This is a genomic window from Clostridia bacterium, from assembly GCA_026414765.1.
Lineage (GTDB): Bacteria > Bacillota > Clostridia > Acetivibrionales > DSM-27016 > SKW86.
In genome coordinates, this window is record JAOAIJ010000046.1 from 17091 (window position 1) to 31827 (window position 14737).

The 14737-nt window shown below is 41.7% G+C and carries 9 protein-coding genes; 8 read left to right on the forward strand and 1 reads right to left on the reverse strand.

Annotated elements, in window-relative coordinates:
• Positions 1 to 7: 7 nt before the first annotated feature.
• From N3I35_18015 to N3I35_18050, 8 genes are all read left to right on the forward strand, one after another.
• The gene (locus N3I35_18015) at positions 8 to 4582 is read left to right on the forward strand and encodes a polyketide synthase dehydratase domain-containing protein (GenBank protein MCX8131981.1); all 4575 of its coding nucleotides are present in this window, start codon (positions 8 to 10) and stop codon (positions 4580 to 4582) included.
• A 115-nt stretch (positions 4583 to 4697) separates the two neighbouring features.
• On the forward strand, positions 4698 to 5960 hold the full coding sequence (locus tag N3I35_18020) for a hydroxymethylglutaryl-CoA synthase family protein (protein ID MCX8131982.1): 1263 nt from the start codon (positions 4698 to 4700) through the stop codon (positions 5958 to 5960).
• Complete coding sequence (locus tag N3I35_18025) at positions 5957 to 6721, forward strand: enoyl-CoA hydratase/isomerase (GenBank protein MCX8131983.1); 765 nt, start codon at positions 5957 to 5959, stop codon at positions 6719 to 6721. Before N3I35_18020 ends, N3I35_18025 begins: the two co-directional genes overlap by 4 nt.
• A gap of 107 nt (positions 6722 to 6828) precedes the next feature.
• The gene (locus N3I35_18030) at positions 6829 to 7593 is read left to right on the forward strand and encodes a polyketide synthase (GenBank protein MCX8131984.1); all 765 of its coding nucleotides are present in this window, start codon (positions 6829 to 6831) and stop codon (positions 7591 to 7593) included.
• A 44-nt stretch (positions 7594 to 7637) separates the two neighbouring features.
• Complete coding sequence (locus tag N3I35_18035) at positions 7638 to 7886, forward strand: acyl carrier protein (protein ID MCX8131985.1); 249 nt, start codon at positions 7638 to 7640, stop codon at positions 7884 to 7886.
• Positions 7864 to 9096: a polyketide beta-ketoacyl:ACP synthase gene (locus N3I35_18040; GenBank protein MCX8131986.1), complete on the forward strand. Its 1233-nt coding sequence runs from the start codon at positions 7864 to 7866 to the stop codon at positions 9094 to 9096. The genes N3I35_18035 and N3I35_18040 overlap by 23 nt, the downstream gene beginning before the upstream one ends.
• Before the next feature lie 623 nt (positions 9097 to 9719).
• Positions 9720 to 10400: a TetR/AcrR family transcriptional regulator gene (locus tag N3I35_18045; protein ID MCX8131987.1), complete on the forward strand. Its 681-nt coding sequence runs from the start codon at positions 9720 to 9722 to the stop codon at positions 10398 to 10400.
• 51 nt (positions 10401 to 10451) lie between these two features.
• Entirely contained in the window at positions 10452 to 12821 is a 2370-nt protein-coding gene (locus N3I35_18050; GenBank protein ID MCX8131988.1) for a PEP-utilizing enzyme, read from the forward strand.
• Between the two features lie 386 nt (positions 12822 to 13207).
• On the opposite strand, the gene N3I35_18055 is transcribed toward N3I35_18050, so the two are convergent.
• Positions 13208 to 14731, reverse strand: coding sequence for an Ig-like domain-containing protein (locus N3I35_18055; GenBank protein ID MCX8131989.1), 1524 nt, complete (start codon positions 14729 to 14731; stop codon positions 13208 to 13210).
• Between the last annotated feature and the right edge of the window lie 6 nt (positions 14732 to 14737).

The window sequence follows — 14737 nt, forward strand, 5'->3', positions numbered from 1 at the left end:
TAATCTTATGGCTGTTGAAATGGGACAAGAGGATTATTTATTATTACTAAAAAAGTCATTAAGCACAATTAAAAAATTAGATGCAGAATTAGAAATGCAAAGGAAAGAAAAAGAGCCGATTGCCATAATTGGCATGGGATTCCGTTTTCCGGGAGGGAGTCATGATCCTCAGACGTTCTGGGAGTTTTTAACGGAGGGAAGGGACGGAGTTATAGGGGTACCTAAGGATAGGTGGTGCATTGACGAGCTTAATGTTCCCGGGGTACATCTTAGGGAAGCCGGCTTTCTTCACGAGAATGTGGGGGAATTTGATGCTCACTTTTTCGGAATATCTCCACGTGAGGCTGTAGAAATGGACCCCCAACAGCGGCTGCTGCTGGAAGTGAGTTGGGAGGCGCTGGAACGGGCCGGTATTGCTCCAAGTAAGCTTCAAGGGACGAAAACAGGTGTTTTTATCGGTATTATAGGTTCGGATTATTCTACTTTGCCGCGTAAGGATATGAATCCATATTTTCTTACAGGCTCACTACCGAATATTGCCTCCGGAAGGATTTCATACATTTTAGGAACCCATGGCCCGGCTATTTCTGTAGATACAGCCTGTTCTTCATCATTGGTGGCTGTTCACCTTGCCTGCGAAAGCTTGCGAAGAGGTGAATCCACATTGGCTTTGGCAGGAGGAGTAAGCCTAATGCTGTCACCTGCTGCTTTTATATCACTCTGCAGTTTTAATGCTATTGCTGAGGACGGAAGGTGCAAGACCTTTGATGCCGGCGGAGATGGCTATGGGCGGGGTGAAGGCTGTGGAGCAGTAGTATTGAAAAGACTTTCAGATGCAATAAAGGATAAGGACCCGATTTTAGCGGTGATCAGGGGGACCGGCGTTAATCAGGACGGTCCCGGCAGTGGGTTGACAGTTCCTAATGGGACGGCTCAGAAAGAGTTAATCTTGAAAACACTTGAAGAATCTAACGTCTCACCTGAGGAAATCAGTTATTTTGAAGCCCATGGGACAGGAACTTCACTGGGAGACCCTATCGAAGTCCAGGCGTTAACCGAGGTATTCGGCAAAAAGACGGGAGGCCGGACAGAACCATTGATTATCGGATCGCTGAAAAGTAATATCGGACACCTGGAAGCAGCGGCCGGTATTGCGAGCCTGATCAAGATTATTTTATGTTTGCAGAATAAAGAGATCCCGCCTAATTTAAACTTAAAAACACTTAACCCGAGAATCCACCTGGAGAGAATTCCGGCAATTGTCCCCCAAAAAACCATTCCATGGGGAACGGCAGGAAAACCAAGGATGGCAGGGATCAGCTCATTTGGATTTAGTGGAACAAATGCTTACGCAATAGTTGCCGAACCGCCTAAGGATATGTCTATTAATAATGACTTGAAGCCTGCTTGTGAAAGGCCTTTGCATATCCTGGCACTCTCAGCCAAAAGCGAAAATGTTTTAATGCAATTGATAACTAAATATAAAAGCTATTTTGAAAACCCAAATAATGAAAAATTGGAGAATATATGCTTTACAGCCAATACGGGGAGGACTCATTTTACCCGCCGGATTTCCTTTGCTGCTGAAAACCCGGAGCAGATGAAAAGTAAGCTTGCAGAGTATTTGCAAGGCAATCCGGAGTCCGGAATCAATGGAGTAAGGGGAAAAGAAAATGCTGATTCAAAACTTGTCTTTATATTTAACGGTAAAACAAATATAGAGATATGCAAATCCCTGTTTGATACGCAGCCGGTTTTCCGGAAAGCCTTGCTATCATGCAATGAAAGGCTGCAGCAGTTTGCAGATACATCTTTCTTGGATAGTGTTCTGATCAATGATTTGAAACAGGATGATAGTATCCCAGGATATATGAAGGATGTAATCTCATTTTCTTTACAATACAGTCTGTTAAAACTATGGGAGAGCTGGGGTGTTAAGCCTAGTGCTGTTTTGGGAAGTGGAAATGGACAATTTGCTGCTGCTTGCGCAGCAGGAGTAATGAGTATGGAAACTGCTCTGTTATTCATTTTGGAAAATCAAGGTATTGCGTTACAAGCAGATGCTGAAAAAGTCTTAAACCAGTTTAAGATACGTATGATATCTGCCGCCGGAGAAGGCTTTATTGAAAAGCAAGAGGCCGTTTCAAGCCGTTATTGGGAAAGAGTCCTTAGTATTGAACCAAAGATCAGAAAAGGAATTGAATACCTTATCCAGCAAGGGTATAAGCATTTTTTGGAGATAGGGCCGGTAGATGAGCCGGACTATCAGGGGGATGTTCTTATTAATTCCTCAATCTCATATTTTTCTTTCCCCTCTTGCGGGAATCCATGGAGGGCTTTAGTCAATATATTGGGAAGTCTTTACTGCTCGGGAGTGGATATAGACTGGTCGGGTTTTGATCAGGGCTATGACAGGCATAAGGTGGTATTGCCGACATATCCGTTCCAAAGAAAGTATTTTTGGTGTGATGCCATTCCCTTTAATGAATATTTCAGGAAAATGACGGGGATAGAAAGGGAAGAAAGTGCCGGCAGCAGCCTGGATGGCAGGATTATTAATTCTCCCGTTAAGGAAAAACAGATTGAATACAGCCTGAGCCTGGATGCGATTCCGGATTTAAAGGATACACATGGAGTATTGCATGTAGGGTACTACTTTGAAATCCTGTACCGGGCGGTCAGGAAAATCTATAACAGATCTTTTGTATTGAAATCGATTGAATTTCTGAGTGCTTTGATTGTTCCTGAAAAGAGCACACTGAATATGTCGTTGATTTTGCTGGCTAAGGAACGAGGAGAAATAGAGTTTTCTTTTTACGGATGTAAGGAAAGCAATAACTGGAGCAAGCATACGCAAGGAGTGATCCTGATTGATGATACAAGTACGGCGTTACAGACTTATCGCGACGTTCGGGCAGACATTATAAACCAGTGTCAAGAGCAGTATTCCGGTACGGAATTCTATCGGAAGCTTCAAGAGAGAGGGATTCTTTTGGGCGAAAGTGTTCAATGCATAGAAAATGTTTGGTGCAGAGAAGGAGAGGCATTGGCACGGTTCAAGCAATCACAAAAGCCGGATACTTCCAATGGATATGAAACCGGAGTCCACCCGGGTGTCTTTGATGCCTGCGCGCAGTTGTTTCATGCAGCTTTGCCTCAAAGTGCAGATAAAGGCATGAAATATATGGTTACCAGGTGGGAGGGTTTTAGCTTCAATCCTGGAGACGAAATGCGAGAATTGTGGTGCCATGCAGTTCTTCGAGACAGTCTGCAAGCACCGGACCTTTTAACTGGGACATTTCAATTGCTTGACCAGGACGGAAAACTGATTGCACAGATAAGCAACGGTCTTATGAAAGGAATAAGCAAGGAGCATGAGGATGCTTTTAAAAAGTATATGGAAAGCGAAGCGGCAAAAGGAACGGAAGGTGAATCGGAAACTCTGAATAATTTAAGATGCGTAACTTCTGATAAATGGGGAGAGATAATAACCGGCTATTTACAGCACTTATTTGCCTCAATATTAAGAATGGAGGCATCTGAAATTGATATAAATGAATCGCTGATGGATTTAGGTATGGATTCGCTGGTGGGTGTTGAGGCCAAGCTAAAGATTGAAAAGGAATTCAGAATATTCTTGCCTCTGGAATTACTGATTCAGGGTCCGAGCATTCAGAAACTGGGGGAATCAATTATCCCCCTTGTTCCGGTAGAACCTGGAAGGAGTGACAGCTTAAAGGCTGACAGTATCCATAAGGAAAATAAAATAGATATTAGCCGCTGGATTGTTCATCGTAAGACGAACCCTTCAGCGAAGATCAAATTATTCTGTTTTCCATATGGGGGTGGCGGTGCCTCGATATATAGAAGATGGCAGACAAAACTGCCTGACCATATAGAAATCTGTCCTGTCCAGCTTCCCGGAAGGGAAAACCGGATTAAGGAAAAAGCATTTGTTGATATCGGTACGGCAGTTAAAGCTCTGAAGGAAATGATCTTACCTGAACTAGACCGGCCTTATGCCTTTTATGGACATAGCGTGGGCGCTCTGGTTTCGTACCGGTTGGCTTATGAATTATGGAAAGAGGTTGATAACAAGCCGAAACATGTATTTGCGGGAGGGTATTCATCGCCGGTTATTTTACCAAATCCCTTTCTTGCGGTTCAAAGAGAAAAATTCCAAAAGCTTGGCTATGAGGATATTCCCGCTCCGGAAATTCTTTCTTCAGCTACACCGGAACAAGCAAAAAAGATTCTGGAAATCACAGGAGGTATTCCTGGTCCGGAAACAGATATAAACGAAGAATTGATAAAGGTCTTTTTACCGATAGGGCTTGCAGATTTACAGTTGGTAAATAGTTTTAGCTCAATCGGTGAAGCTGCTTTTGATGTTCCCATATCAGCGGTTCACGGAAAAAAGGATATAAGGGTCAACGAACCGGAAATGCGCCAGTGGAAAAAATTGACCAAAGGTGCGTTTAAGCTTCATATCTTGCCTGGAGATCACCTTTTTCTCCATGAAGAACAGGACCAAAAACAATTATTGGAATTAATCTGTAAGCAACTAGAAAAATATGTTTAAAAGTGGGGAAAAAGTAAATTTAAAGAAGGAATTAATGTATTATTGGAGAATCAGTAATGTATTGCAATTAAGAGGGACACCTGGAGAAACCTTTTGTTTTGTGAGGAGGATGTAAATGGTATCTGTTGGAATCGAAGCGATGAACGTTTTTGGCGGAACAGCGTATCTTGACGTGATGCAGCTGGCCAAACACAGGAAATTGGACACGGCAAGGTTTGAAAATCTTTTGATGAAAGAAAAAACCGTAGCTTTGCCATATGAAGACCCTATAACCTTTGGAGTCAATGCGGCAAAACCAATCGTGGATACGCTTTCCGAAGGAGAAAAGGACAGGATTGAGCTATTAATTACCTGCACGGAATCGGGGGTTGATTTTGGGAAGTCCCTGAGTACATATATTCACCATTACTTGGGACTAAACCGGAATTGCCGATTGTTTGAACTCAAAAATGCATGTTATTCGGGAACTGCCGGGTTTCAGATGGCAGTCAATTTCATCCTATCACAGACATCTCCCGGTGCGAAAGCTCTTGTAATTGCAACAGATATTTCGCGGTTTATGGTGGCAGATCCCGGTGAGGCACTAACAGCGGACTGGTCTTTTGCCGAACCAAGTGGTGGGGCTGGAGCTGTAGCGATATTGGTGAGTGAAATCCCATATGTATTTAAAGTGGATGTGGGTGCTAACGGATACTACGGCTATGAAGTGATGGACACTTGCCGGCCCATTCCTGACAGTGAGGCGGGGGATGCAGATTTATCCCTGCTGTCATATCTGGACTGTTGTGAGCAGGCGTTCCGGGAGTATCAAAGGAGGGTAACAGGGGTAGATTACCGGGAGACATTTCATTACCTTAGCTTTCATACTCCTTTTGGTGGAATGGTGAAAGGAGCACATCGCACGATGATGCGAAAAATGACCCAAGCTAAGTCCCCGGATATCGAAGCAGACTTTGAACGACGTGTAATGCCGGGAATGCTGTATTGCCAACGGGTCGGAAACATTATGGGCGCTACAGTGTTTCTCTCGCTGTCAAGTACTATTGACAACGGCTGGTTTGAAGCTCCAAAACGGATTGGCTGTTTTTCCTATGGCTCGGGCTGCTGTTCGGAGTTTTATAGCGGAGTGGTCACACCTGACGGTAAGGAACGTCAAAAACGTTTTGAGATTGAGAGGCAATTAAACGGACGTTACCAGTTATCTATGGACGAATACGATGCATTATTGGCGGGAAGTGGTGCAGTGAAATTTGGCACACGGAATGTCAAGCTGGACTTCGATTTGATCCCTGGTACGTCAGTTGTATCTGGTGGAAAGCCCAGGTTGTACCTGGAGGAGATCCGGGAATTTCATCGTAAGTATAGGTGGGTATCATGAATTATCAAACAATTAAAGTCCGTTTTCAGGAGCCGGTTTGCTTTATACAGTTTCACCGTCCGGAGGCAAATAATACGATTAATGATATATTAATTGAAGAGTGCCATCAGGTGTTGGCACTGTGTGAAGAGAAGATGACAGTTATTGTTTTGGAAGGCTTGCCGGAAGTTTTTTGCTTTGGGGCGGATTTTAAAGGAATACAGGAAAAATCGGCAAGCGGGCAACAAACTGAAAATAATCCTGAGCCACTATATGATTTGTGGTTGAAACTGGCTACCGGACCCTACATAACGGTTTCACACGTTAGGGGGAAGGCAAATGCGGGTGGAATGGGGTTTGTAGCCGCCAGTGATATTGTTATTGCCGATCAGACTGCACAATTCAGCTTGTCGGAATTACTATTCGGGCTTTTCCCGGCATGTGTCCTGCCATTCTTAGTAAGGCGGATAGGATTTCAGAAAGCCAATTACTTAACGTTAATGACTCATCCGATACTGGTCCAACAGGCACATACCCTGGGTTTGGTTGATGCCTACGATTCTCAAAGTAATGATTTGCTGCGGAAGCATCTGCTGCGTCTTAGATTATTGCCAAAAAGAGGGATTTTACGCTATAAACGCTATATGGGTGAGCTGGATGGTGCACTTCTTAAGTCCAAATCATTGGCAATAGCCGCAAACCGAGAAATGTTTTCAGACCCTCGCAATATTGAAGGAATTATACGCTATGTTGAAAATGGGCGGTTTCCCTGGGAAAAATGATATATTTCTTATCCAGTAAAAGTTTCGGAATAAATAAGCTCAAGAGCGGCAGGAAGCGGTTTCATGCTGTTTTATATCTTAAGCCTACGAAAGGAATGGTTATGACAATGATGCAATCTGTGGTTAATTTACAGGAAATCGACCCGGGAATTGTTCAGTTGACAATGGAAGACAGGGTCAATAAAAACACTTTCTCAGAGGAATTATCTCTTGGACTGATTCAGGCATTTGATGAGATTCAAGCTGATTCTAATTATAAAGTAGTGATTTTAACCGGGTACGACAGCTATTTCGCTTCTGGCGGAACCCAAGAAGGGCTGTTGGCTATCCATGAGGGAAGGGTAAAATTTACCGATGGCCCCGGGAATGGAAAGAACATATACAGTTTGGCATTGGATTGTAAAATTCCGGTGATTGCAGCTATGCAGGGGCATGGTATCGGAGGCGGGTTTGTCATGGGGTTGTTTGCTGACTTTGTCATTTTAAGCCGGGAGAGTGTTTATACAACCAACTTTATGAAATATGGGTTTACGCCGGGAATGGGTGCGACTTATATTGTACCCAAGAAATTGGGACACAGTTTGGCAATGGAGCTTTTGCTGAACGCTGGAAATTACCGGGGAGCGGAGCTTGAGAAACGGGGGATTCCGTTTCAGGTGCTGCCGAGAACAGAAGTGATGGAGCATGCGCTTCAATTTGCCCGCCAGCTTGCTGAAAAACCAAGGCTTTCATTAATTACCCTTAAGGATCACCTGGTTGCCGAAATCCGCCGGGAACTTCCAAGGTTTATTGAGGAAGAACTGCTAATGCATGAGAAGACCTTTCATCAGCCGGAAGTAGGGGAACATATTATGGCGTTATTTGGAAAGTAGTACCGCCAATAAACAATAAAAATAAACTTAGTGGAGGAATAGTAATGAATAAAGAAGAAATTTTTAGGCTTATTGTACAGCACGTTTGTGAAGTGATTCCTGAATTGGAGGGGCATGAGTTTAAGTTTGACGACCGTTTGGTTGATTTGGGAGCAAATTCGGTAGACAGAGCTGAAATAGTGACAATGACAATGGAGTCTTTATCGCTGAAAATCCCACGTGTAGAATTGTTTGGAGTGAAAAATATAGGTGAGTTGGCTGAGGTGATCTATGAAAAATTGCAGTCAGTCTGAGGTAGTCATTACAGGGATTGGTGTTACTTCTGCTATAGGGCAGGGGAAAGCGGATTTCACTTCAGCCTTGCTGCAGGGATGCCACCGGTTCAGGAAAATGCAGCGTGAGGGAAGACAGAAGGATACATCTTTTATTGGTGCTGAAATCGATTCGCTGTCATATCCTGAACATTTTTCAAAACGGGTATTGCGGGGGGCATCATTCACTGAACATGCTGCACTTGTAACACTTGATGAAGCGTGGAATGAAGCGAAGCTAGGTGAAGTGGATCCTCATCGGATAGGGCTGATTATAGGTGGTTCAAACCTTCAGCAAAGGGATTTGATGCTGACCTGTGAGAAGTATAAGGATAATGAACATTTCATAACGCCTACCTATGGAGTATCATTTATGGACAGCGATCTTTGCGGAATCTGCACAGAGCAATTCGGTATCAAGGGCATGGCTTATACTGTGGGAGGAGCTTCAGCAAGTGGTCAGGTAGCTGTGATTCAAGCGATACATGCGGTTCAGACAGAGCAGGTAGATGCATGTGTTGCCATGGGAGCCTTGATGGACCTTTCTTATAGAGAATTTCTGGCATTGAGGTCTTTAGGAGCTATGGGGACAGACCGCTACGCTGATGAACCCGAAAAAGCCTGTCGCCCTTTTGATAAGGACAGAGATGGATTTATATATGGCGAGGCTTGCGGTGCCGTGGTCGTTGAGCGGGCAGATTTTGCATCAGCCAGGAAAGCAGGTTCTTATGCAAGACTTTTGGGATATGCTATGGCAATGGACGGAAACCGAAATCCCAACCCATCCTATGAGGGGGAGATGAGGGTCATAAAGAAAGTGTTAGAACAAGCAGGAATGACAGCAAGTGACATTGATTATGTCAGTCCCCATGGTAGCGGTTCGGTAGTAGGGGATGAGCTGGAACTTAAAGTGATTCACGATTCACGGCTCTCACATGCATATATGAATGCGACGAAATCCATAACCGGACATGGGCTGACTGCAGCAGGTACTATAGAAATTATTGCAACTCTTATACAGATGAAGGAGTCACGCCTGCATCCGTCGAGAAATCTCATGAACCCAATACATGATTGCTGTAACTGGGTAAAAAACGAACCGGCAGCTCATATTGTAAAAAATGCTATAAGCTTAAGCTTTGGGTTCGGTGGGGTTAATACAGCTATTTGCATTCAAAACGCTATGATATGAATAGGGAATAATTCTCTTTTAATAACGCGTTTCCATAATTGGATTGTGAAATTAATTGAATATATGGTTACATAACCAATAAGTCATTATTGAGCATCTCATTGCAGATGCTTTTTTTGTATATAAGCGGTGTAATCCAGGTAGAGGGAATGGCAAACCTTATTTCTCTGTTCAAATCTGGGCGACGCCTTCAAATCATCACGATAGATGTGTTACAATGGAAATTCCTTGATTTTAAGGGGTTTTTATTGTTTTTAGTGTAAAAAACGAGCTGAAATTTCTTTGCTAGTGCAGCTTTAATTCGGATTTGATGGAGCCAATGCACACCTTTTATTTTTATATCAATTGTATGATTGAGAGTTATTATTTGGCAGAAATATTGTCGATACTTTTCTTTAAACAGCTCGCCTGTATTGAACAGGCTTTGAAAGTTTTTCATCTTACTAGGGTCAGGTGTTTTTTTGTTAAGGAGATTTTAAATTTACACAGAATTTAGCTCATACGCAAATTAGTCAGTAAACCGCTAATCCTGCAAATATAATTGACAATACTAATCATTAGTTTTATAATAAACATACCGGCGGTATGTAAATACTGTTAGAATGTTCGGGAGTTGTGATACTATGTGGATATCAAAAGAAGCTGAAGTAAGAAAAAAAGAAATACTTGATGCAGCATTAGAGTTGTTTTACGAAATTGGTTACGATAAGACCTCAATAAACGATGTTATAAATAGGGTTGGTGTCACAAAAGGCTCATTTTATTACCATTTCAAATCTAAAGATGAAATATTGGAAACAATTGCTCTTCAGCAAGCAGAAGAAATGGTTGCTGTCTTTGGAAAAGCAGCGGGTGAAAACAATAAAAATTCATTGGAAAAGATAAATATAATAATATCTGATATGCAGCAATACAGAGCTGAGACGAAGGAGAAGAGATTCAAGCTATTTGAAATTCTGAATAAAAGTGAGAACTTGAAGCTTAAACAGAAAGTATTTGAAAATTATATGAGATTAGGCAAGCCGATAATAGGGGAGATAATTGAGCAAGGGATAAAAGAAGGCACTTTTGCAACTGACTTTTCTGATGAATTAGCTGAATTTTATATCCATTTTTTTATTATTGTTCACGGCACGATTAATATGTTGATAAGGGCTTTGGACGAAAAACCTGAAAATATAGAAATAATAAAAAGAAAAGTATCTTTTTATGAGGAGATGTTTGAAAAAATTCTTGGAGTTAAAAAAGGCTCAATAAATTTTGCAGAACCTGTCTTAAAAATTCTAAACTATACAAAGGGCTAAAACAGTGATTTTTATCGTCATAAGCTGATGATTGTTGAGGAGTGAGTGTCAATGATATTTGTTCAAAGTTTTGAGGAAATGGAAGAAAAAATAATGGTTTATGCCGGAGGAAAGGGCAGAATACTGGCTAAACTTCTTCAGTCCGGCTATCCGGTACCAGAAGGTTTTGTTATTTTCCCATTTGCTTTTGAGAGCGGGCGGTTGATTCAGGCTGCAAAAACACAAATACAAACAAATATTGACAAGCTAAGAATTAAAGACAAGAATGTTTCTTTTGCAGTACGTTCTTCCGCTTTATCTGAAGATTCAGAAAAAGCATCATTTGCAGGTGAGTTCGAAACGGTACTTGATGTCGCAAATGAAGAAGATATTTATAATGCGATATACACGGTATATAACTCGCGTGAAAGTAAGCGTGTAAAGGCATATAGCATGGCCAAAGAAATGGAAATGAAGCATGATATGGCTGTAGTAGTACAGATTTTGGTGAAGGCAGATATTTCAGGGGTGCTTTTTACGGTTGACCCAATTACCGGCAGCAGGGCAGATATGATTGGGAACTATGTGCATGGAATGGGAGAAGCACTTGTATCCGGTGAAGCCACTCCATATTCATTCAAGCTCAAACGTCCGAAAGGCACATTTGACGGGCCGGCTTTATTTAAGCGCTTTGCAGGAAAGCTTTACAAACTTGCCCTCAATCTGGAGAATAATATAGGTACTCCACAGGATATAGAATGGGCTATCACAGGCAGAAGGATTTATATCTTGCAATCTAGGCCTGTAACTAATTTGAAAGGCAATAACCCGATTACTGGTGAATGGAACGACAGCCTCGCAGGTGATTACTTATGGTCCAATGCGAATCTTACTGAAGCGACTCCGGATGTTATGACACCGCTTACTTGGTCGTTGATAAAGATTATGCACGTAGAAAACCAACCGTTCAAAATACCTGGAGATTATCCCATGGTGGGCAATATTGGAGGGCATCCCTACATAAATCTCAGCTTGCTTGTTTCAATGATTCATGTTTTCGGAACAGATGTAGAAAAAATACTTAATAAATGGGTTGATGTATTTGGTCTTGTTCCCAAGGGAATAGATGTGCCGCTGATACCTTTTAAGATTACTCAGCTCCTTGCTACTATCCCGGATAATATCAGATGGGAATTTGAAGCGAATCGTCTTTATAAAGAATTACCCGGATTTATTGAATCAAACCCGAGATGGTGCGAAAATGCCCGCCATGCAATACAGAATTCCACTACAAATGAAAAAATGGCTTCATTGTGGATTGAGAATATTAAACCTCACTATATCCTCAGCTGCCAGCTGCTGAGAGTGGTTATGAAAAAATTCCAGGAACCTGTATTTAAGTTGAGGCCAAAGCTAAAAAAACTTGTTGGACTGGAGGATGCAAATATTCTCTTGTCCAATCTGAGGGGCAATTCATCATTGGCTTCCATTGAGCCGCTCATAGCCTTGTCAAAGCTTGCAGATGGAAAGATTAGCCGAGAAGAGTATCTGAAGCAATATGGACATAGAGGGCCACATGAATTTGAGACTTCCATACCCGGTGCAGATGAAAATCCCGGATGGATTGAACAGCAGTTGGAAAGCTTCAGAAAGTCTCCCGTGGATGTAGAGTTACTATTATCAAAACAGCAAAATGAATATGATGAGGCGATGAATAGGCTGAAGGAACGTCATCCTAAAAAATACAAATATATAAAGTCTAAACTTGAAGAAATTTCTTATACTGCTTGCATACGTGAAGCGCTTCGTTCGGAGTTCGTACGCACATACAGGGTGCTCCGTGTTTTTGCTGGCAAGGCTGGTGAATTGACAAAAATTAAGGATGATATATTTTTCCTCTATGTTGAAGAAATACTTGATTTATTATCAGGTAAGAGCGATTCATTAGCCTATATAGAGATAAGGCGGGAAACACATAAGAAATATTGTTCACTTCCGCCATATCCGATGCTGATTAACGGGGGCTTTGATATTTTCCGATGGGCTGATGATCCGGATCGCAGAAGCGATTTGTATGATTCCCATTCAAAAAATATTCAGTCATCATCCGATATCATCAGAGGTTTTGCAGGGGCTGCGGGAGTAGTTGAAGGAATTATACGCAGGTTGGAAAATGTGGAAGAGGGGGATTTGCTTCAGCCTGGTGAAATATTAGTTACTACTGTAACTAATATCGGCTGGACGCCATTATTCCCACGTGCGGCTGCCATAGTGACCGATGTAGGCGCGCCCTTGTCTCATGCCGCTATTGTTGCACGTGAACTAGGCATTCCTGCGGTCGTAGGCTGTGGAAATGCTACAATGCTCTTGAATACAGGTGACAGGGTCAGGGTTGATGGAGGGACTGGGATTGTAAGAATTATTGATACTACAGGGAATTAACTTTTTGGCGATATGACAAACGTTTTTGTTGTTTTTAGGGGCAACGTTGCTGTTTGATGTACAGAAAGAAACTGGATGAATAGATTGTAAAAAGGATAAGAATTTGTTGCTGGAAACGCTGGAAGAGAGTCGGGATCAAAAAGAACAAACTTATCAAGCCTGGGATTGACAATTACAAAGCGTGGGAGTATGCGAACACAAGAAAAGGCTACTGGAGAATCTCCAACAGCCCTATACTTACAAGAGTTCTAACTAATAAAAAGATTAGGAAACAAGGGTTTCCGACAATTTTTAGCTGCTGTATACCGGACAGTATGTACGGTGGTGTGAGAGGTCGGGAAAAATTACATGATTTAAATGTGTAATGACACTTGGCTGGAATTTACTTATTTGATTTCAAAAACACTTGTATTTATTTTGAATACTGAGCTCTTTATACTGGGTCCTTGACCGTAATACACCCTGTACGTATCGTTGCTTACTTTAAGTATAGAAGGGTCAAATAAGCGGTTATCAGTTCCCGAAGATGATGCTTGCGGCAGTATGTTTTTTGGCTGGGAGAATGTCAAACCGTCCTTGGTGACAAACCCATGAAGTCCATATGGATATCCACTTAAAGGACCTTGAGGGTGGGATGTTATTATCCAATAGTACCCGTTTGACAATACAGCTATAGAAGGATCATTAAAATTAATCAAGGAAGTTCTTTTTCCATTCTCAAAAGTAAATTTCAATCCGTCAGTCGATATCAACGAGCTGATTCCGGTCTTACCTTCATAATCAGTACTGTCTTTCCACTTTATATCATTAAATACATTATCGGTTATTACATATACCCTAATACTTCCATCCGGCAATTGGACCGCTTCCATAGCTGAATCATAAGTAGCATAGTGGTCTTCTGGCTCAATTCGGACTCCTTCATCGACAAAATTCAGCCCGTCGTCAGAAATGGCTGAAGCAAGTTTATGTTTAAGACCCTGTGAACTGTTGTAGAACAAGCCATAATACATCCTGTATTTGCCCTGCGGTGTCTTGACGACAGTAGGGTGTGCGGCATTTCTGACCCTGATGCCATCTTCCCTAGTAAAGTTAATGCCGTCTGAAGAAATAGCGGACTCAATATTACCTCCATTGCCATAATATAACCGTATTCTTCCATCATCTAGAACCAATGCATAGGGAGAATTGCCTGAGGATATTCTTGTACCTGAATCTTCAGTATAACTGGCAACAATATTGTTTGATATAAAATTGGCTTTTAGTGAATCTACAGTTTTTTTACGTGTATTTATCCTGTTTTCAAAATTAGTTTTATCTAACTCGTTTTTTGCTGATGAAGTTTTTTCCCTTGCTATTGCTTCCAGACTGCTGATATTGATAAAATTATCTACTGTTGAGAGCGGCGCTTTTTCGTAGTTAGAGATAGCCTGTTCAATTTCGCTGTTAGCAGCTTGACTATTGTTATCTGTATTATTTGGTTCAGGTGTTTTGGTCGGCACAGGAGTTTTTGTTGTTTTAAAAGTTATTGTAATTTTCTTGGCGTACGGCTTCTTGGATGCATCAATAAAGGAATTTGCAGGGACAGTGAGGATATAGTCTGTCAAATATTGCAGTGCTGTATTTGGTTTGATTGTTACTTTTGTTTTGCTTATGCTTACTTTAAGCGCGACTGTTTTTTTGTTGCTGGAAGTGATAGTAATATTTTTATAATTGCTCCCCTGAGAGACATTTTTGTTAAAGGTAAGTATTACTGAAGTGTCTACCCTTACGTTTTCTTGTTTGTTTTTTATGCTTACACTGAGTAGGGATAATGCTGCTGGATTAGAAGCAGCTGCAGTTGGACTGCTGATCATTATTATGTGTAAAATAAGGCAAACGCATACGATAATCGATATTGCTTTTTTCACGGAATG

Excerpts from the sequence above, each read along its gene's own strand:
- N3I35_18015 (MCX8131981.1), top strand. The coding sequence starts at position 8 with ATGGCTGTTGAAATGGGACAAGAGGATTATTTATTATTACTAAAAAAG.
- N3I35_18020 (MCX8131982.1), top strand. The coding sequence starts at position 4,698 with ATGGTATCTGTTGGAATCGAAGCGATGAACGTTTTTGGCGGAACAGCG.
- N3I35_18025 (MCX8131983.1), top strand. The coding sequence starts at position 5,957 with ATGAATTATCAAACAATTAAAGTCCGTTTTCAGGAGCCGGTTTGCTTT.
- N3I35_18030 (MCX8131984.1), top strand. The coding sequence starts at position 6,829 with ATGATGCAATCTGTGGTTAATTTACAGGAAATCGACCCGGGAATTGTT.
- N3I35_18035 (MCX8131985.1), top strand. The coding sequence starts at position 7,638 with ATGAATAAAGAAGAAATTTTTAGGCTTATTGTACAGCACGTTTGTGAA.
- N3I35_18040 (MCX8131986.1), top strand. The coding sequence starts at position 7,864 with ATGAAAAATTGCAGTCAGTCTGAGGTAGTCATTACAGGGATTGGTGTT.
- N3I35_18045 (MCX8131987.1), top strand. The coding sequence starts at position 9,720 with ATGTGGATATCAAAAGAAGCTGAAGTAAGAAAAAAAGAAATACTTGAT.
- N3I35_18050 (MCX8131988.1), top strand. The coding sequence starts at position 10,452 with ATGATATTTGTTCAAAGTTTTGAGGAAATGGAAGAAAAAATAATGGTT.